We start from the raw sequence: 18,939 nt of genomic DNA, 5'->3' as shown, positions 1-18,939 counted from the left end.
GCTACCCTCCTACTGGTATAATCTTATACTTGTATACTGATGCAGTATACTAAAGGAAAGGGGGAGCATCACTGCTCTGAATCGTCGTCACCATCAGCGGATCATGCCGCATGCGCCATGGCCCAAGATTGGGCATAGCGGCGCGCCGGCTGTCTCAAGCCATTTGTGCGCGGTCCCGACGGTGTAGCCCCGCGTCGCGCGAGCGATCGTTGCCCGTCAGGGACGAGACGCCGCTAGGCGGCTCGGTCGGAGCTTCAGCGGAGATAGAGCGCGGCCCGCATGGGCGCGCCTGGCCCTTATTGATCTGGCAAGCAATCCCGCTTATATTCCACGTATGGAATATGCACGCCAATGAACTGGGAGGTTGAGAATACCGACGAGTTTGGCGGCTGGTTTGTAGACCTGAGCGAAGCCGACCAGGATGCGATCGACTTCACGGTCGATCTGCTGCTCGGGCAGGGGCCAAGCCTGCGCTTCCCGCACTCGTCGGGGATCAACAATTCGCGGCATTCGCACATGCGCGAGCTGCGGATTCAAAGCGAAGGACGGCCGTTGCGTATTTTCTACGCCTTCGATCCGCGGCGATCGGCGATCCTGCTGATCGGGGGCGACAAGACCGGGGACGACCGTTTCTACGAGCGGATGATCCCGGTCGCGGACGACCTCTACGACGTGCATTTGAAGGAACTGCGGCAGGAAGGATTGTTGAAATGAGCGGACATCGCCCGTTTGCCGATCTCACGAAGGACTGGAGCCCCGAACGCCGCGCGCGTAACGAGGCGCGCAAAACGCAACTGACGGCTGAAATGGTCAGCCTCGAACAGCTGCGCGAGGGGCTGGGTATCAGTCAGGAGGAGCTGGCAAACGTGATGGAGGTGCAGCAGCCCGCCATATCGAAGCTCGTCCGCCGCCCCGACATGAAGGTCAGCACCTTGCGCGACCTGATCGCGGCGATGGGCGGCGAGCTGCACATCACCGCGACCTTCCCCGATCGGTCGGTCGAGATTGGCAACTTCACGGCCGCGGCCTGAACCGCACCGATTGGCGCGTCACGCGGTCTCGAACAAGAGCAGGTGAACGACCAAAGGACTATCGTGATGGCTCTCACCCGCAACTTCGATGATACGGTGCGCGCCCGAGTCGAGGCGGACCCAGCATTCCGAGCAGCGCTCCTGACCGAAATCGAGGATTATCCGCCCCCGCCGCCGATCTTCTCTCCGGCGGACATAAGACGGCTCCGCGAGGACAACGACGCCGGGCCAAGAGCGTTCGCACACCTCCTCAACGTCAGCCCCGGCACGGTTCGACGGTGGGAAGCTGGAGCCATGAAGCCTAACGGCGTCGCGCGTCGATTGCTGGCCGTCGTCCAGAAACACGGGTTGGACGTACTTATCTAATACACACTCGACAAGCCTGTATACGGGTATACTCGTATATCAGATCAGCACGCGCTCAACCTCGTCGAGCGTCACGTCATCGGGTCGGCGGTCGTAAAGTTGGGTGGTGCGGGTGGAGGCGTGGTTCGCCATTGTTGCGGCCCGCTCCAGCGTCCCGCCATTTTTCAGATAGGCGGTGATCCCAGTTGCGCGGAACGAGTGGTTGCCGATCGCCGTTTCGATCTTGGCCGCGCTGGCACGGCGACGAACCATCTGGAACGCGCTGGCCTGGGGCAGGGGGCTATTGCTTAATCGCTTGGTGCCGCGCCCGATCGTGCGGAACAGCGGTCCTTTTCGATCCTCGCGCAGCGCGCACCCATCGATATAGGCTATCAGATACTCCTCCAGATTGTGATGGCATGGCATCTCGTGGCGCTTGCCGCCTTTCTCATGCAGCCGAACCCACAAACGACGGTTCTGTACGAACACGTCCTCGATGCGCATCGCCAGCGCCGCGCCGACCCGCGCGAACGAATAGACCATCAACCCTATCAGCGCCCGATCGCGAAGCCCTCCCGGCGTGGCAACATCGATCGCGTCGAGCAACCGCCGCGCCTCGTCGGGTGCCAGCACCGGTGTCTTGCCGCGCCGGACGCTGTGCGCTGGTCCACGCACGGATGCGGCCGGATTCGTCGGTATGACCTGACCCGTTACCAGCCAGTCGAACAGGTGACGGACGCCGGCGAGCCGCTGCTTCACGGTCGGCGCGCTCACCTCGCGCCCGAGCTGCTCGATCCACGCTGCAACGTGAAGCGGTTGTACCTCAGCCATCGACGCCACGCCGCGCACCTCGCACCATGCCAGAAACTCGACCGCAGCCCGCGCGTAGGCGCGTCGGGTATGCGGGTTGCGGATGGTGACGGCGAAGAACTCGACGAATCGGAGCTGCGCACGATCGCCGGCTGCGGCGACCAATGTCGGCAGCACGAACGCAGGCGAGGGCAGGGCGACGAGCTGGTTCATGACGCCTGCTCCGGCCACAAGTCTTTGTAAAAGAAAACCTCGGCTTCTCCGAGAGGAAGAAGGCCTACAATCTCACCTGCCGGCACCCAGCTGGTGGCATCCAGCAATCCGACAGCTGCGATGTTGTTGGCGGGCGTAGAAATAAACACCCTGCCGACCAAAACCGTATTGAGTGCCGCAATCAGTTGCTTGGCCAAGCCCTTGCCCCGGCAGGCCTCGCTGACGACCAGCTTGTTGACATAGTCCTTACCAATGCAGCCGTTCTTTTGCCATGAGGTGTAGCCCTGCGCCCGGCCGTCGATATCGATGACGAGCATGCGGCGCTCGACGATCTCGATGATGCGATCACCCGGAAAGGCATCGAACGCTGCGATTGCAGCCAAGTCGGTGGGTTCGGCAAGGCGGATGTTCAACACAGCGGCACGCCTCGAACGGTCGCATCGCCAACAATGATCTTCGCGACCCCCGGCCCGACGATCGTGTTCACCCGGCCTTGCATCGTCTCGATCGCGTCGCCGGGGAATGTAATCTCGACGACGTGCGAGTTGGCGACGGGCAGGCCGGCTGCATCGATGACGATCGGCCGTGGAGTGAGCTGGACGCGGTAAGGCGAAGCGCTCATTCTTCGGGCTCAACCGGCTGTGGCGGATCGAGCGTGTCGATAGCGTGTTGAAGCCGGGAGGCGGCAAGCGTCGCTCCCGCCTCATCAAGCAGGACAAGCGCGCCGCGCATCAATGCCAGCGCACGGGCCTCTTGGATGACCGGGAGGGGTTTGGGATCCTCGGAGCTATTCATGACCGCTCTTTACCTCATTTCTACATCCGATAAAGGACATTATCATAGATAGTGGAGCGTGTGAATCCTGCCTCGATGCAGGAGACGGTTTTGAGATGCTGCTCGGGATTGGGGCGAGCTGGCTGCGACTGCCCTGTCGACGCTTCCCGCGAACGACCGTTTCTGCGAGGTCAAAAGGGCTGGTGTCACACCGTTCAGTTTGACACCGTCATAGGATTGCCACTTATATTACGAGCCAGACTGGCTCAATCCACCGATGCGGATCGATATCTCAAATCTGCCCCGTTAGGACGCTTTATGGGGTCGGTTCCGGCAGGGGGCGGAATGACACGCTAAGCCGGTTTGCAATGTCCCAGTTGAACCTATCCCGTGTTTCAGTCGAGAAATGGCGGATTTTAGCGGCCAAGATCTGTCCTAAACAGACATGTGTTCGACTGGGACGGTCCTCGTAAACCGCTGATCAACCGAACTTATATCGTTAGGGTGCTTTTCCGCCCTCTCCCGGAACCGACCCCTTTATTATCTGGACCCTGTTGGCTGAGTGCGGCCCGGCCGCTCTACGCAATCCTCAAAAGTCGTTGCTATCGAGCCGCCTCTAGTTTGTCGGTGGTTTCGTCGAACACTTCCAGCCCAGATGGGCGGGGCAGCGACTCGTCGCCACGAAGATGAGCCAGGAGGTACGTGACGGCCTCGACCATATCGTCTGCGCTATAGGGCTTGGGCATCGATCCGACAGCTACAGTCTTGGCAGATTGCGCACGGCTAACCTGCCCGCTGATCAGCAGCACGGGTATTTTTAGGGCTTTTAAATGCTTGGCCAGGCCGATTCCATCGTCCCGGCCACGCAGCTGAATGTTCACGAGCGCAAGGTCAGGGGCGCTTTCGCGGGCAACGGCGACCGCCTGTTCGTGGCGGTCAGTCAAGTCGAGAACATGAAAGCCCGCGGCTTCGAACTCATCGCGCAGCGTCATTGCGACAAGGACCTCGTCCTCCACAATCATCAGCGTTTTTCCGCGATCAGCGGAGTGTGGCGCATCCATTGGCGATCGACCTTTCTGATGCATTGCGCTCCCCACTCGAAAGCCCCTCGGCAGGGGAGATCGCGGGAGCACGTTCGGGCTCATGGTCACTTACCAGCGCGACCTGGACGTGCTCGATGCAAACTGTGGTGCCTGGTACCGCAGGAACCGTCTCGACTGTTGCCTCAAGCTGTCTGGCAAGGGCTTGAACGATGCTGGTGCCAAGCCCGCTTCGGGTCAGGGGCAATTCCTTTGGCATTCCTACCCCGTCATCTCTGACAGACAGCGTCCAATTCGGCCCATGAGCCTGGTAGCCGATCTCGATCCTACCGACACGACCGTTGGGGAAGGCATGTTTCAGTGCGTTGATTACCAGTTCGGTAACGATGAGGCCCAAACTGACCGACACTCTCGACGGGACATGTCCACCACCTTTTACGACCAGCGCAATATGGTCATTGTCGCTTATCAGGGATGCGGCGATGCTTTTGCAAAGATCTGTGAAATACGTGCGTAGTTCGACGCTCTCGCCACCGTTCGGAGATTCCGAGAGTTTCCGTTCGAGCGTTGCAACAGCCATTACGCGATTATGCGCATCCTTCAGGTGGTCCCGCGTTTCAGCCGACATCGTCCGCCGCGCGTTTTGCAGCAGCACGGCCGAGATGATCTGGAGACTGTTGGCGACGCGATGCCGAACCTCGTTCAGAAGCACGCCGAGGTGCTCGATAGCCGCGTCCTTAGCCTTTGTATTGGTGCGCGCATCCGTCACATCGGCGACCGCAAACAGAACCCGCGGCTGGGCAATATCCTCATACGCAAGGAGTCGTGCGGTGATGATCAAGCATCGTGCTTCAATTTCGGGGCGCTCGAGTTCCATCTCCAATGCGACGACCTGCGGTGTGCCGGCGGTTATCGCGCTCAATAAGGCACGCAGCTGACTGACGTCCCATTCCCCGGCGCCCAAGCCGAACAGTGCGCATCCCGTTACCGTAGCCCGATCGATTCCGAATGCCTCGCAGAACGAGTCGCTCGCGCCCACGACGGCAAGATTTTCATCGAGCAGCAATAACGGGGACGGGGATGCAATAATGACTGCCAGCGTCAGGCTTACAGCCGCGTCTTCAAGATCGTTTGGGGGCCGGGTAGCCATTGCTTACCCTTCGTAAGACCGGAGGCTCGCGAAGCGAAAGCCAGGTGACCGGGGAGATGCGTACCGTCAATTTGCGCGGATATCTGCGACAGATAACACATGCGGACCAAGCGCACGACTCTATAACGCCGTTTGGCGCGACGCCGGCAAATTGCGTGCATCTCGCGAAAGCGGCGGGTCCTGGACTCGTGGTTTGACGTTTCAGTGTTGCCGCACGGGGTACCGCGACGCCGCACTACTTAATCGAAGGTCCTGACTCCGCCCGTCGGCTCCGAAAAGCTGCCTAGGCGTTTTCCACCGATTGCAGCCAATCGCCCAGTGTCAAAACCAAGGGAGACTGTTGAAAAAGGCTTGCGTGGTGACGGCGTAGCGGATGGCTGGCGACGCCGGGCACCGCAAGATGCGCTCGTATCAGGCCGGCGCCACCTGCCGGGCGAGCAGCTGGAGGTTATAGGCCGCAGCCGCCATGGTGAACTCCTCAGTAGCTCCTGACAGGCCACGCAGCTTAAGTGTTCGTAGCTTCAGGTTGCGTTTCAGGTGGCCAAACACGCGCTCGATCCGCTGTCTTCGACGCCGCGCGTGCACATAGGCGTCGGTGCCGGCAAGGGCGCGCACGGTGTCGCGGGCATCCTCGCTGACGAGGCGGCTGATGCTGCGCTTTCGACCGGTGGTGCATTGGGATTTCAGTTCGCAACCAGCACAATCGGCAACATGGCTTCGGTAGACGCGGACCTGACTGGCGCGCCTGGTGCCGCAGTAGCTGAGCTGCTTGCCCGCCGGACAGCGATAGGCGTCGGCCTCGCGATCGTAGTGGAAAGCATCGCGGGTTAAAAAGGCGTCGCGCTGGCGGCTGCGGTCGATGACCGGGATGTACGGCGTGATGTTCCGCTTGAGTAGCCAGCCGAGCAGTGGGCCACTGCCATACGCCTTGTCGGCCGCGAGACTTTCGGGCGCGATGCCCAGCCTGGTGCCGGCACGTGAAACCAGCGTGCGGGTCGCTGCGACCTCCGACGAGAAGCGTGCGGGCGTGGCCTCCACATCAAGGATGCAGTCGGTGTCGAGGTCCAGCAGCGGGTTGATGGCGTATGCGTAGCGCGCCGGCCCGTGCTTGCAGGTAAGGGCCGCCTGCGGGTCCGTTGGTGAGATGCTGGCTGGATCGACAGGCGCCGGTTCATCGGGATCTGGCGGCAACGCGGTATCGAGCGCCGCCAGATATTCGGCGACGGGCCGTGATACGCTTTCCATGGCACGAAGCTCGTCCGCGGCATCGGCCCCCTTCAGCTTCTTCTCGCGGCTCGCATCGGCCATGATCGTGCTGCCGTCTACCGCCACATTGCGGCCCGCCACCAGCCCGGCCGCAGCGCACCGTGCGACCACCTGCTCGAACAGCAGGCGATGCAGGTCGCAGGCACGGAAGCGACCATGCCTATTCTTGGAGAATGTGGAGTGGTCGGGCACCCGGTCGGCCAGATCAAGCCGGCAGAACCAACGATAGGCGAGGTTTAAATGCACCTCCTCGCACAGACGCCGTTCCGAGCGGATGCCGAACAAGTAGCCGACCAGCAGCATCCGCAGCATCAGCTCCGGGTCGATCGAGGGTCGCCCGTTCGCGCTATAACTCGTCGCCAGCGCCTCGCGAACGAAGCTGAAGTCGAGCAGCCCGTCGATGCGACGTAGGAGGTGGTCGGCTGGCACATGATCGTCGAGCCGGAACCCGTAAAACAGCGCGCCCTGCGCCACCTGCCGACCCATCATACTCGCGCTCCTCGCCACTCTCCCGCAGTGAATCACGCCCTCACCGCTATCGCAAGCGCGGGTTTTTCAACAGTCTCGACCGGTTGTGACACCATTGCCCAATCCAGTCCGCATGTAGGCGACACGTCAGCTAGGTGTACCTATGACTTCGCGATGCTCGAAAGCATTAAGCGTTGGGCGCGACGCCTGAAACGCGACGTGATCGCGTTGTGGCTGGCCGCGCGCGATCCGCGGACCCCTCCGTCGCCGGCGCTGTCGCCGCTCACGCGCTGTCGCCCATCGACCTCATTCCCGATTTCATTCCTGTTGTCGGGTATCTCGATGATCTGATCCTCGTGCCGATCGGGATTGCTCTCGCGGTCCGCCTGATTCCCCCGCCGCTACTGAGCGAGTTCCGCGCGGCTGCGGCGTTGCGGCGCGACCGACCCTCCAGCAAGGTCGCCATCGTCATCATCGTTGCGGCGTGGGGCCTGGGCCTCACCGTGGCGACATGGTGGGCATGGCCGCATATTTCGCGTGCGGTTAAGTGGTTCGCTCGACTATAGATATTTCGATATCGTCCGGAACTCCTCGATCGCCTTGCCGGCCCCAACCCCGGCGGCAGTGTCGGTGAGGCATTGGTCAATGTGATCGTTGATGAGCGCGCGTTTGGCGCTGGCGATTGCGCGCTCGACCGCGTGAAGCTGCTGGGCGATATCGACGCAAGGCCGCCCGGCCTCGATCATCTCCACAATGCTGCGCAAGTGACCATCGGCGCGGTTGAGCCGTTTGACGATGGCGGGGTGGCTCGAATGGACATGATTGTCGCTCATACCCTTCCTTCACACCGGGTCGGCACCATGTCCACCATGCGTTGACATATCCCCCCTAGGGGATAGGGGAGGCGACTTCCGACAGGATTTTCCATGCTCGCCGTTCTCGCCAACCGCACCTATCGCCATCTGTTTCTGGCACAAGTGATCGCGCTCGTCGGGACGGGTCTGGCGACTGTCGCGTTGGGCCTGCTTGCCTATGACATTGCCGGCGGCAGTGCGGGCGCGGTGCTTGGGACCGCGCTCGCGATCAAGATGATCGCCTATATTGGCGTCGCGCCGATCGTTGGCGCATTCGCTGATCGGCTTCCCCGGCGCGCGTTCCTCGTCAGCATGGACATCATTCGCGCGGCCGTCGCGATCTGCCTCCCGTTCGTCGATCAGGTCTGGCAGGTCTATGTGCTGATCTTCGTTCTACAGTCTGCTTCGGCCGCTTTCACCCCAACCTTTCAGGCGACCATCCCCGACGTGCTGCCGGAAGAACGCGACTATACGCGCGCCTTGTCGCTTTCCCGGCTCGCCTACGACATGGAAAGTCTCACCAGCCCGATCCTGGCTGCGGCCCTGCTTACGGTCATCAACTTTCATTGGCTGTTCTCAGGGACAGCCATCGGCTTCCTCTGCTCGGCGCTGCTGGTGGTGACGAGCGTGCTGCCGCGTGCCGCCAAATCGGAACAACGCGCGGGGGGCATTTACGCCAAGACAACACGCGGCACGCGCATCTACCTTAAAACACCTCGCCTGCGCGGCCTGCTGGCGGTCACGCTCGCCTCTGCTGCGGCCAGCTCGATGGTGATCGTCAACACCGTCGTCATCGTGCGCGGGAACCTCGGGCTTACCCAACGCGACGTGGCATTTACGCTGGCGGCATTCGGCGGCGGCTCGATCCTCGCGGCGCTAACCTTGCCCCGTATCCTCGATCGTATCTCCGATCGGACGATCATGATCGGGGCGGCGGCAGCCATGACGGTTGGGCTTGCCGTGCTTGCGGCCCTCACCGCCAGCTTTGAGCGTGCGCCCGCCTACTGGCATATCCTGCTCGTCGGGTGGTTCACACTCGGAATCGCCTATTCTATGAGCGTCACGCCCGGCGGGCGGCTGCTGCGCCGGTCTGCCAATCCCGACGATCGCCCGGCGCTTTTCGCCGCTCAATTCGCACTCAGTCATGGTGCCTGGTTGATTTGCTACCCGCTGGTCGGACAGCTCGGTGCCAATGTCGGGCAGTCAGCGGCCTTCGCCACGATGGCGGCACTTGCCGCGCTCGGGACTATCGCGGCACTCTCGCTCTGGCCCAGCGCCGATCCCGACTCCCTTGAGCACGATCATCGCGACCTCGCGCCCGACCATCCCCATCTGCGGGAGCTTCATGGCAATGAAGCGCGAGCGCACGCCTTCGTGATCGACGATCTCCATCAACGCTGGCCACGACGGTGAACGCTTGCTCGTTCTTGTCGCACCGGGTTTCGAGAGATAGACCGGCATTCGTGCGAACTGCCGCCCATCATCCTTTGCGGGCCAATGCTACTGAAGCGCGGCGTCGGATCGCGACGCTGCTGGCCGTGCTGGCGCTGTTGATGATGTCCGGCCTGACGACGTGGCACGATGCCAAGCCCCATGTTCACGACGCCGACCATGCCTTGGTACTGGACCATGACGACGGCGATCATCATCAGCCTGCCCCGGAAGATACGATCCACCTGAGTGCTCATGCGGTGCTGGGAGGGATAGATATCCCACCTCCGATTGCCCTCACGGTCGCGATGCCCGCAATCCGAACAATCTGGTCGATAGTGCCCATGACTCTCGGACGATCGCTCGATCCCACCTCCCTGCTGCGACCCCCGCGAAGCTGATTCCGCGCCCCTTCGGCGCATCGAACGACGGCCTTCAAAGGGAATATATCATGACTGCCTTTATCGGCCGGCTGCCGCGCTTCGCGGTCGCCGGCTTGCTGGCTGCGACTTCGATCGTAGCGTTGGTAAGCCCAGCAGGTGCTCAAACGGCACCACCATTCGCCGCTCTCCTGCGACAGAGCACCACGGCCCCGCGTCTTGCCGAAAGCGAAGCCGAAATCGAGCGCGCGCAAGGTGTCGCCGAACAGGCTCGTGCTCGTCCTAATCCAACGATCGGTGTATTAACGGAGAATGTGGCGGGTTCCTCGCCCTATCGCGGCTTCAATGGTGCCGAGACGACATTCCAATATAGCCAGCCGTTTGAAATCGGCGGCAAGCGGTCGGCGCGGATCGCGGCCGGAGAAGCTGGTATCGTTGCGGCGCGTGCGCGCGACCTCGATGCGCGTGTCACTTACGCCTATGATCTGGCGCGCGCCTACGCGGCGGCAGAAATCTCGGATCGCCGCATTGGCCTCGCGGAAGACGAGGTAGAGGAAGCCACGGCCGATCTACGAGCCGCGCGCGCCTTAGTAGGGGCGGGCAAGGAAGCCCGGCTGCGCTCGCTACAGGCGGAAACTGCGATCGATGCGCTTGCGGCTGAACTCGATCTCGCCAAGGCGAACCGCATCATGGCCTATGCCCGGCTTGCGGCGCTCGCCGGAGTCGAACAGCCTTATACCGGCTTGTCGGAATCGCTGCTCGATCAGGATGGGAGCGCTTCGATCGCGGTGGCCATCGACCCGCTACAGGCCCCAACCTATCTCTCGGCGCGGGCCGAAAGGGACGCAGCCGAACGCCGGGTAACGGCTGAACGCAAGCGCACCAACGCCGATGTCACCGCCGTTGTCGGCGTCCGTCGTCTCGAATTTGACAACGCCACGGCGGCCGTCGCCGGCGTCTCGATCCCGCTGCGAATTTTCGACCGCAACCGCGGCAACATCGCCGCCTCCCAAGCCGAACTCCGCGCCGCCGATGCACGACTAGCGATGGCGCGCTACGATGCCCAAGCGGCGGCACAGGCTGGAGTGGCACAATTGACAGCCGCATACGCGCGCGTGGCCGCGGCCGACACTGCCATGAAAACGGCCTACGAAACATATCGGCTCGCGCGGATCGCCTACCAGGCCGGAAAGTCACCGCTGGTCGAATTGCTTGCCGCTAGACACGGCCTGGGGGCAGCGCGGGGCGTCGTCCTCGATGCGCGCATTGCCCGTCTCGAAGCCCGCGCGAGCCTTGCTCGCTTGGCAGGCCGCACCTTCGCCGGAGAACCGATTCAATGACCGACAATAATAACAGGCTTTATGCCGGTGCTGCGATCGGGCTGGTTCTTGCGGCGGGCACGGGCTTCGGGATTGCCCGTCTGACCGCCCCGTCCGCACCTGCCGTCGAAACAGCAGAAGCAAAGCCCGCTGCTGCTCCTGACGTCATCGTTATTACGGCTGACGGTATTCGCACCTCGGAAATCACGGTCGCGCCCGCCACAGGCGGCGGAATCGACGCAGCGATACCGGCCTCCGCCACGGTCAAGGCAGCCCCCGATGCGGAAGCGGTTCTGACAGCCCGTGCTGCTGGCACCGTCACCCGCATATTCAAACGGATTGGTGATCCGGTGCGCGCTGGCGAAACGATCGCGCTCGTCGAAAGCCGCGATGCTTCCGGAATCGTCGCCGATCGCAGCGCGGCTGCGGCACGGGTGACGCTGGCCTCCCGCCAGCTCGCGCGCGAACGAACGCTACTGGATCAAGGCGTATCCCCCGCGCGGACTATGAGACGGCACAAGCCAATCTCGCCGTCGCTCAGGCCGATGCAAGGCGCGCAAGCGCTGCCGCAGGGGCGGCACGGGTCGCGAGCGACGGACGTTCCGTGGCGGTGGTAAGCCCGATATCGGGCCGGATCACGTCCGCGCCGGGGAACCTCGGTGCATTCGTCCAGGCTGAAACCGAGCTATTCCGGGTGGCCGATCCGCGCCGCCTGCAAATCGAGGCGAGCTTGCCTCCGGCTGATGCTGGTCGAGTGCGGGAAGGCGATCGGGTCGAGCTTACGACGAACGATGGGCAGACGATCGAAGGTCGGGTCCGCTCGGCAACCGGGGTGGTCAATCCCGAGACGCGGCAGGCAACGGTGGTGGTGACGCCAACCGGCGGTGGCAGCACCCTCGTGCCGGGGCAAATCGCCCGCGCCCGCATATTCGCCAGCGGGGGAGAAACGCGCGGCGGCGTCACCGTTCCCCAGGATGCGGTCCAGACCCTCGGCAATCGGACGGTGGTGTTCGTGCGGACGCCGCAAGGTTTCAAGGCGCAGACGGTGCGCGTCGGGACGCGCAGCGGCGGCATGGTCGAGGTCGTCGCCGGCCTCGCCGTCAACACGCCGATCGCCACCACCAATGCGTTCTTGCTCAAGGCCGAACTCGGCAAGGAGTCGGCAGAATGATCAGGCGCATCCTCGGCCTCTCGGTCAGGGCACGTTGGTTCGTCGCCTTTGCAACCTTCCTCCTCGTGCTGTTCGGCGCTTGGCAAATCACCCTGCTGCCGATCGACGCGGTGCCCGACGTTACCAACCGGCAAGTCCAGATCAACAGCTTCGTGCCAACGCTCGGGCCGGTCGATATGGAAAAGCAGGTCACGTTCCCGGTGGAGACGGCGCTGGCTGGCATTCCCGGTCTCGAAATGACGAGATCGTTGACCCGCAACGGATTCAGCCAAGTCACGGCCGTCTTCAAGGACAGCACCAACATCTATTTCGCGCGCCAACAGGTGACGGAGCGGCTCGCGCAAGCGGCCGATGCGCTGCCTGCCGGCGTCCAGCCTCAGCTGGCCCCCCTCACCACGGGCCTTGGTGAAATCTTCATGTTCAGCGTCGCCTTCGCTCATCCTGACGGGAAGGGCGTAGCGACACAGGCGGGCAAGCCCGGCTGGCAACCCGATGGAGCGTATCTCACGCCGGAAGGGGAGACGCTTACCACGTCGCTCGCCAAAGCGGCCTATCTGCGCACGGTGCAGGATTGGATCATCCGCCCGCAAATGCGGACGGTGCAGGGTGTCGCCGGGGTCGATTCCAACGGCGGCTATGTGAAGCAATATGTCGTCGAGCCGAACCTGTCCTCGCTCGCCGCTTACGGGGTCTCCGTGACGGAACTGGCCGATGCGTTGGAGCGGTCGAACCTCTCGGCCGGCTCCAACTATGTGCGTCGCGCAGGCGAATCCTTTCTCGTCCGCGCTGATGCAAGGTTGCGCTCGATCTCGGATATCGAGGATGCGGTGATTACCACGCGTGCCGGGGTTCCTGTGCGCGTGCGCGATGTCGGACAGGTTGTGATCGGGGGCGCGGTTCGCACAGGATCGGGCAGCAAGTCGGGTTCGGAAGCGGTCATTTCGACCATTCTGATGCTCACCGGAGAAAACAGTCGGATTGTTGCCAACCGCGTCGCTGACAAGCTGGTCGAGATTAATAAGGCCCTGCCGCCCGATGTGGTCGCTGAACCTGCCTACAACCGCTCCAAGCTCGTCAATGCCACGATCGCGACGGTCGAGAAGAACCTTGTCGAAGGTGCTCTCCTCGTCATCGTCGTGCTGTTCCTGCTGCTCGGAAACATCCGGGCAGCGCTTATCACGGCTGCGGTAATCCCGATCACGATGCTGATGACGGCAGCGGGCATGAACGAACTGGGCGTGTCGGGTAATCTGATGAGCCTGGGCGCGCTCGATTTTGGGCTGATCGTCGATGGCGCGGTCATCATCGTCGAGAACGCGCTACGCTGCCTCGCCGAACGCCAGGAACACGAAGGCCGACTGCTCACCCGCCACGAACGCCTGGAAGAAACCACGCTTGCAGCTCAGGAAATGGTGCGCCCCACAGTTTACGGGCAAGCCATCATCTTTCTCGTGTTCGTGCCGCTGCTGACCTTCCAAGGTGTCGAGGGCAAGACGTTCGCGCCGATGGCAGTTACGCTGATGGTGGCGCTTGCTTCGGCATTCGTGCTTTCAATCACTTTTATTCCGGCGATGATCGCGCTCGTCATCACGGGCAAGGTCAGCGAAACCGAAGTGAAGCCAATCCGATGGTTCAAGGGCAAATACGCGCCTGCGCTCGCCAAGGCCATCGCTCGACCGCTGCCGTTCGTGGTCGGCGGCGTGGGGGTGTTCGCGCTCGCGGTGCTGTTGTTTGGCACACTGGGCGAAGAGTTCATGCCGCAGCTCGACGAGAAGGATATCACCGTCACTAACTTTCGTATCCCGTCGGCTTCAATCGACCAATCGACGCAGATGCAGCTCAAAATCGAGGATGCGTTGAAATCGCTTCCTGAGGTGGCGCTGGTATTCTCGAAGAACGGCAACGCCGATCTCGGTACCGATCCCATGCCGCCCAACGCATCGGACACCTACGTCATCCCCAAACCTGAGAGCGAATGGCCTGATGGGGTCAACACCAAAGCAGATATCCTCGCCCGTATCGAAGCGAAGATGAAACCGCTGATCGGCAACCGAACCGAAATCCAGCAACCGATCCAGATGCGCTTCAACGAGCTGATCGCCGGCGTCCGTTCGGACGTGGCGGTCAAGCTCTACGGCGATGATCTCGACGCTATGAGCGAGGCGGCGAGGCGTATCGCCGGCGTGTTGCGCACGATTCCGGGAGCGGCCGATGTGCAAGCCGAACAGACCTCGGGCGCCCCACATTCGATATCAAGGTCGATCGTCAGGCTGCGGGACGCTACGGCCTGTCCGTCGAGGAAGTCGCCAACACCGTCGCGGCGGCCCTTGGCGGGCGTCAAGCCGGGTTGCTTTTTGAGGGCGATCGACGATTTGATGTGGTCGTTCGGCTCCCCGACGCGCAACGCGACGATATCGAGACGCTGGGGTCGATCCCCGTTATGCTACCCAATGCCGGGGCGGGCAACGCGCGTTCGATCCCGCTACGCGAAGTCGCGCGGTTCACCTATACAGAAGGCCTGAATCAAATCAGCCGTGAAAATGGCAAGCGGATGGTGGTTGTACAGACCAATGTTCGGGGACGCGACCTTGGTGGGTTCGTCACGGACGCGCAGGCAAAGATTGCGAACGTGTCTTTGCCTGCCGGGACGTTCACCGCCTGGGGCGGGCAATTCGAGAGCCTGCAATCCGCACGAGAACGGCTCACGATCGTGGTGCCGATCTGCTTCGTTCTGATCTTTGGTCTGCTCTACATGGCGCTTGGCGGCTTCGGCCCTGCTATCGTTGTGTTCACGGCGGTGCCGATGGCGCTAGCTGGTGGCGTCTTTGCCTTAGTGCTCCGAGGCATCCCGTTTTCGATTACCGCGTCGGTCGGATTCATTGCGCTGTCCGGTGTCGCGGTTCTCAACGGCCTGGTAATGATGAGCGCCATCGGCAAGCGCCTAGATGGTGGCGAAGCGATCGACGGTGCTATCTCCGGCGGCGCAATGGAACGGGTGCGTCCGGTGCTAATGACGGCACTCGTTGCCAGCCTGGGCTTCGTGCCGATGGCGCTCGCGACTGGCACCGGCGCGGAAGTCCAGCGACCGTTGGCGACGGTCGTAATTGGGGGCCTCATTACATCGACGGCACTGACGTTACTGGTGTTGCCCGCGATCTCGGCAATGATGTTCCGATACATCGAGAGACGAAATGAAGGAAAAGGAATGGACTCGCTGCAAGCAACTACTGTTTGAGCTGGGCAGTGGATTATGGCGCGCTCACGTTCATCGTGCAGCGCGCCACCTTGCGCGCCTTCGTCGCAGCTTTCCTGCATCTCTCGATCGTCTCGCGGTTCGCGTTGATGATCCTGTCGTCCACGACAATCGCCTCGAACTGCGCCGCCACGATCCGATCGGCGATATTGGCGGGCGTCATCGACTGCACCGCATTTTTTGGTCAGCGCATCGAGCCGCTGCGCGGTCGCGGTGAGATTGTTCGATATCAGCCCCAGCGTCTCGGAATAATCCGGCTGCTCGGGCAGCTCGGCGCGCTCGGCTAATCGACCGCACCCGCCAGCGCGACGAGTTCTTCGCCTTCCGGTACGATCCTGACACCAACGCTTACCGCTGCCCTGGCGACAAGCTGCTGACTTATCGCGGCACGGTCCGTGCGAGCCAGGTCCGTGCCTATCGCAGCCGTCCGCGGACTGCGCCGCGTGCGCGCTTAAACCGCAGTGCACAACGGCGAGGCAGCGCGCCGTCACCCGCCTTGTTACCGAGGACGCCCGCGACCAGGTACGCGCACTTGCGAACACCGAGGCCTACGCACGGTCGCGACAGCAACGAAAGCGCATCGAGCGCGTGTTCGGGCACCTCAAACGCAACCTGAACCTCAGAGCTCGACCGAAAATTGAGTTGAGCGATTTCAGTGGCTTGTGATTCACCGGGGTTTGCGAAGACCACGAGGATCACATGGGCTGGACCAAAACCGCTCGGCGCGAGCATGACAGAAGCGGGCTGCGCTATGCAAGCGACTGCACCGATGAAGAATGGGCTGTCATCCGGCCGTTATTGAGGCGGACCTCCAAGGTGGGACGGCCGCGCAAGCACAAGGCGCGGACCTTGTGGGATGCGATCCAGTATATCGCTTCGACGGGGTGCCAATGGGCGCAGCTGCCCAAGGACTTCCCGCCGTTTACGACGGTGCAGTATCATTTCTACCGGATGCGCGACAACGGCCTGCTCGATGCCGTCAACGCGGTGCTGGTAGCATGGGTAAGGGTCGCGGAAGGCCGCAGGTCCGAACCGAGCGCAGGCATCATCGACAGCCAGTCGGTGAAGACCACCGAGGCCGGTGGGCCGCGCGGCTACGACGCCGGCAAGAAGATCAAAGGGCGCAAACGCCACATCGTGACCGACACGCTCGGCAACATGCTGGAAGGCACGGTGCATGGTGCCGATGTTCAGGACCGCGACGGGGCTCCGGGCCTGATCGAGCGGTCCTGCGACGCGTATCCCACCCTTACCAGGCTGTTCGCCGATGGCGGTTATGCCGGGCAGAAACTCGAAGCGGCAGTCGCGCACATTGATCGGCTGACGATCGAAATCATCAGACGGTCCGACCTGGCGGGCTTTGTCATTCTCCCCCGCCGCTGGGTCGTCGAACGCACCCTGGCGTGGCTCAACCGGTGTCGACGCCTTGCCAAGGACTGGGAAGTCTCCATCGCATCGTCCGAAGCGTGGATGGTCATCTCATCCATCAGGCGAATGACGCGCCGTATAACAAAGCTCGAATTATGAGTCGGGCTCTCAGATCGTTGAAGCTCAGAGGCTTCAAGGGCGCCGCCGAAGAGTTCACAATGGCGGCAGCAGCCTACAACCTCCAGTTGCTAGCCAATCGGGTAGCGCCAGCGTGATCAAGCCGGCCGGCTGCTAATTCTTTGTCGCCTTGGCCTACTGTGGCAACGTCCATCCTGCCACTGACTTCTTCAACAGTCTCGAACGGTTGTGATACCCCAAAAAAAGGCCGCGTTAGCCCTCCATCTGCGTAAAAGCGGTCCGAGACCCGTCCACCAATCCTCGCCGTTCGCCTTTCGTTCGCGCCTAGCGTACGTAAAGCTCACTTTCGTGCAGTGAGCCCTAGCTGCCGTGACGGGCATAGACGCGCTGGCCGCTCGGGCCGAACGCGATCACGTCATAGGCTTGGGGCTTCACGCCTGCGACCTCCATGCCGGGGGAACCCATCGGCATTCCGGCGACGGCCAAGCCGCGCACCCCCTGCGGATGCTGCGCCAGCACGCGCTTCATGTCAGCGATCGGGACGTGTCCCTCGAACGCCATGCCGTCGATGATCGCAGTGTGGCAGGACGCAAGCTGCGTCGGCACGCCGAAGCGGCGGTGGAAGGCGACGCGGTTCGCATCGTCGATGATCTGCACCGTGCGCCCGAACTGTTGGCGGACCTGAGCCGCCCATTTCTCGCAACAGCCGCAACCAGGATCGCGGTGCATGGCAATATCGACCGCGGCCATTGCCGTTGCCGGAAGCACCATCAAGATCGCGGCTATCGCGGCGCGAAAGGGTCGGGTCATCGTCGGCTCCTGAAAGCCTGCCCGCCCCAGCAAGAGGCGGGCAGGACGTACGTTCGGTTATTGGGCGGGCTTACCGTGTTTGCGAAGCCAAGCCTGTAGCTCCGCAATGTCCTTCTCCTGCTTCGTGATCGTCATCTGCGCCATGCGGCGCGTCTTGGCGTCCTTGGCGTCGCGCACCGCGACGCGCGACATGGCGATAGCGCCGCGGTGATGCTCGATCATCTTGCGGGTCCACATTTCGGCCGCGTCGCCCTGCTTCGCGGCCATCATCTTCTGGTGCATATCCATTTCGGCCTGGCCGTAAGGATTGCCGGCCATCATCTTCTGATGGTCCATGCCGGTCATGCTGCCGTGATCCATGCCCTGCATCTGCTGTGCAAAGGCGGGCGCGGCGATCAGCGCGAGGCCCGCAAATATTGCTGTAATTCGCATTACGTTCTCCTTGGTTGCTCCAGCCTTTTACGCGAGCCGGGAAATTACCCCTCACTCCACTCGCGCGACCGAAGGCGCACCGCTCAGTTGATCGGCTGTAGCGTATTGACGCCGGCACTCTCGTCAGTCTCGGGCGGTGGTGGGGGAACCTGCTTGTCGCGATAGGAAGGGAGGTCCGGTGCGGTGTCCGGCGTCGGGTGGGCTTCAAGGCGAGCGATCAACCGTTTCATTTCGGTGATCTCGCGAACCTGAGCGTCGATGATCCCGTCCGCCAGCTTGCGAACCTCGGGGTCTTTGATGTGCGCCCGGTCACTTGTCATTATCGCAATCGAGTGATGCGGAATCATGGCCTTCATGTAGCTCACGTCATCAACCGTCTCTTGGCTGCGAACCAGCCACAGCGCGAGCGCGAACGCGATGACGCTGCCGGCCAGGATCGCCAGATTGACGCTCCGGTTCTTATACATCGACCACATGAAGCCGAGCATGATGACAGCCATTGTCGCCCCCATGACGACGGCCATCCACATGCGGGTCTGGCTATATTCGATATGGCTCCACGCGTAGGTGTTCAGGTACATCAGGCCGAACATCACCACGGTCGAGGTGGCTATCATCGCGGCGAAGCGGCCGTAGCCCATCCCCATCATCTTGCCTTTGTGATCTTCCATCATGCTCTTCCCTGC

At 62.3% G+C, this 18,939-nt stretch carries 20 protein-coding genes and 3 pseudogenes; 11 read left to right on the top strand and 12 right to left on the bottom strand.

Annotated elements, in window-relative coordinates:
* Positions 1–351 precede the first annotated feature (351 nt).
* The 3 genes from HMP09_RS18235 to HMP09_RS18285 all read left to right on the top strand — a co-directional run bounded on the left by HMP09_RS18235 (position 352) and on the right by HMP09_RS18285 (position 1,397).
* Positions 352–714: a type II toxin-antitoxin system RelE/ParE family toxin gene (locus HMP09_RS18235; protein ID WP_176501909.1), complete on the top strand. Its 363-nt coding sequence runs from the start codon at positions 352–354 to the stop codon at positions 712–714.
* The gene (locus HMP09_RS18230; RefSeq protein WP_176501908.1) at positions 711–1,031 is read left to right on the top strand and encodes an XRE family transcriptional regulator; all 321 of its coding nucleotides are present in this window, start codon (positions 711–713) and stop codon (positions 1,029–1,031) included. The genes HMP09_RS18235 and HMP09_RS18230 overlap by 4 nt, the downstream gene beginning before the upstream one ends.
* 66 nt (positions 1,032–1,097) lie before the next feature.
* Positions 1,098–1,397, top strand: coding sequence for a helix-turn-helix domain-containing protein (locus HMP09_RS18285; RefSeq protein ID WP_197942511.1), 300 nt, complete (start codon positions 1,098–1,100; stop codon positions 1,395–1,397).
* A gap of 39 nt (positions 1,398–1,436) precedes the next feature.
* Here HMP09_RS18285 and HMP09_RS18220 read toward each other — a convergent pair whose 3' ends face one another.
* The 7 genes from HMP09_RS18220 to HMP09_RS18190 form a co-directional block, all read right to left on the bottom strand.
* Positions 1,437–2,399 (bottom strand): tyrosine-type recombinase/integrase, encoded by a 963-nt coding sequence (locus HMP09_RS18220; RefSeq protein WP_176501907.1) that lies wholly within the window; start codon positions 2,397–2,399, stop codon positions 1,437–1,439.
* The gene (locus HMP09_RS18215) at positions 2,396–2,815 is read right to left on the bottom strand and encodes a GNAT family N-acetyltransferase (RefSeq protein WP_176501906.1); all 420 of its coding nucleotides are present in this window, start codon (positions 2,813–2,815) and stop codon (positions 2,396–2,398) included. The genes HMP09_RS18220 and HMP09_RS18215 overlap by 4 nt, the downstream gene beginning before the upstream one ends.
* Entirely contained in the window at positions 2,809–3,021 is a 213-nt protein-coding gene (locus HMP09_RS18210; RefSeq protein WP_176501905.1) for a hypothetical protein, read from the bottom strand. Before HMP09_RS18210 ends, HMP09_RS18215 begins: the two co-directional genes overlap by 7 nt.
* Complete coding sequence (locus tag HMP09_RS18205; RefSeq protein WP_176501904.1) at positions 3,018–3,194, bottom strand: hypothetical protein; 177 nt, start codon at positions 3,192–3,194, stop codon at positions 3,018–3,020. Before HMP09_RS18205 ends, HMP09_RS18210 begins: the two co-directional genes overlap by 4 nt.
* Positions 3,195–3,775: 581 nt before the next feature.
* Entirely contained in the window at positions 3,776–4,234 is a 459-nt protein-coding gene (locus tag HMP09_RS18200; protein WP_176501903.1) for a response regulator, read from the bottom strand.
* Positions 4,212–5,363, bottom strand: a complete 1,152-nt coding sequence (locus HMP09_RS18195) for a sensor histidine kinase (protein ID WP_176501902.1) — start codon at positions 5,361–5,363, stop codon at positions 4,212–4,214. The genes HMP09_RS18200 and HMP09_RS18195 overlap by 23 nt, the downstream gene beginning before the upstream one ends.
* Positions 5,364–5,774: 411 nt before the next feature.
* Positions 5,775–7,118 carry a transposase gene (locus HMP09_RS18190; RefSeq protein ID WP_176500306.1) on the bottom strand — a complete coding sequence of 448 codons (1,344 nt, stop codon included), beginning with the start codon at positions 7,116–7,118 and terminating at the stop codon, positions 5,775–5,777.
* Between the two features lie 153 nt (positions 7,119–7,271).
* On the opposite strand from HMP09_RS18190, the pseudogene HMP09_RS18185 reads away from it, so the two are divergent.
* Positions 7,272–7,663, top strand: a pseudogene (locus HMP09_RS18185) (YkvA family protein).
* On the opposite strand, the gene HMP09_RS18180 reads toward HMP09_RS18185, so the two are convergent.
* Positions 7,658–7,930: a metal-sensing transcriptional repressor gene (locus tag HMP09_RS18180; RefSeq protein WP_176501901.1), complete on the bottom strand. Its 273-nt coding sequence runs from the start codon at positions 7,928–7,930 to the stop codon at positions 7,658–7,660. The pseudogene HMP09_RS18185 and the gene HMP09_RS18180 sit on opposite strands and share 6 nt — an antisense overlap.
* A gap of 93 nt (positions 7,931–8,023) precedes the next feature.
* Between HMP09_RS18180 and HMP09_RS18175 the strand changes: the two genes are divergently transcribed.
* A complete protein-coding gene (locus tag HMP09_RS18175) occupies positions 8,024–9,364 on the top strand; it encodes an MFS transporter (protein WP_176501900.1) in 1,341 nt (446 codons plus the stop codon).
* On the opposite strand, the gene HMP09_RS18170 is transcribed toward HMP09_RS18175, so the two are convergent.
* Entirely contained in the window at positions 9,343–9,639 is a 297-nt protein-coding gene (locus HMP09_RS18170; protein ID WP_176501899.1) for a hypothetical protein, read from the bottom strand. The two genes, HMP09_RS18175 and HMP09_RS18170, sit on opposite strands and share 22 nt — an antisense overlap.
* 194 nt (positions 9,640–9,833) lie before the next feature.
* Here HMP09_RS18170 and HMP09_RS18165 point away from each other — a divergent pair, with 194 nt between their 5' ends.
* The 6 genes and pseudogenes from HMP09_RS18165 to HMP09_RS18140 all read left to right on the top strand — a co-directional run bounded on the left by HMP09_RS18165 (position 9,834) and on the right by HMP09_RS18140 (position 17,032).
* Positions 9,834–11,102, top strand: coding sequence for a TolC family protein (locus tag HMP09_RS18165; protein ID WP_176501898.1), 1,269 nt, complete (start codon positions 9,834–9,836; stop codon positions 11,100–11,102).
* Positions 11,099–12,252 (top strand): annotated as a pseudogene (locus HMP09_RS18160) (efflux RND transporter periplasmic adaptor subunit). Before HMP09_RS18165 ends, HMP09_RS18160 begins: the two are co-directional and overlap by 4 nt.
* Positions 12,249–15,487: pseudogene (locus HMP09_RS18155) on the top strand (efflux RND transporter permease subunit). Before HMP09_RS18160 ends, HMP09_RS18155 begins: the two co-directional pseudogenes overlap by 4 nt.
* Positions 15,484–15,792, top strand: coding sequence for a hypothetical protein (locus HMP09_RS18150; RefSeq protein WP_176501897.1), 309 nt, complete (start codon positions 15,484–15,486; stop codon positions 15,790–15,792). The pseudogene HMP09_RS18155 and the gene HMP09_RS18150 overlap by 4 nt, the downstream one beginning before the upstream one ends.
* A 67-nt stretch (positions 15,793–15,859) precedes the next feature.
* Positions 15,860–16,171 (top strand): transposase, encoded by a 312-nt coding sequence (locus HMP09_RS18145; RefSeq protein ID WP_232090918.1) that lies wholly within the window; start codon positions 15,860–15,862, stop codon positions 16,169–16,171.
* Between the two features lie 33 nt (positions 16,172–16,204).
* Entirely contained in the window at positions 16,205–17,032 is an 828-nt protein-coding gene (locus tag HMP09_RS18140; protein ID WP_176501896.1) for an IS5 family transposase, read from the top strand.
* Positions 17,033–17,371: 339 nt separating this feature from the next.
* Here the strand turns inward: HMP09_RS18140 and HMP09_RS18135 are convergent, their stop codons facing one another.
* The 3 genes from HMP09_RS18135 to HMP09_RS18125 form a co-directional block, all read right to left on the bottom strand.
* The gene (locus HMP09_RS18135; protein WP_232090912.1) at positions 17,372–17,821 is read right to left on the bottom strand and encodes a DUF411 domain-containing protein; all 450 of its coding nucleotides are present in this window, start codon (positions 17,819–17,821) and stop codon (positions 17,372–17,374) included.
* Positions 17,822–17,878: 57 nt separating this feature from the next.
* A complete protein-coding gene (locus tag HMP09_RS18130) occupies positions 17,879–18,253 on the bottom strand; it encodes a DUF305 domain-containing protein (RefSeq protein WP_176501895.1) in 375 nt (124 codons plus the stop codon).
* 83 nt (positions 18,254–18,336) lie between these two features.
* Positions 18,337–18,894: a DUF305 domain-containing protein gene (locus HMP09_RS18125; RefSeq protein WP_176501915.1), complete on the bottom strand. Its 558-nt coding sequence runs from the start codon at positions 18,892–18,894 to the stop codon at positions 18,337–18,339.
* Positions 18,895–18,939: the final 45 nt, after the last annotated feature.

The sequence above is a fragment of the Sphingomonas sp. HMP9 genome (assembly GCF_013374115.1).
Classification (GTDB): Bacteria; Pseudomonadota; Alphaproteobacteria; order Sphingomonadales; family Sphingomonadaceae; genus Sphingomonas.
Note: the sequence above shows the minus strand (reverse complement) of the source record. Positions and strands in the feature narration are given on the sequence as shown.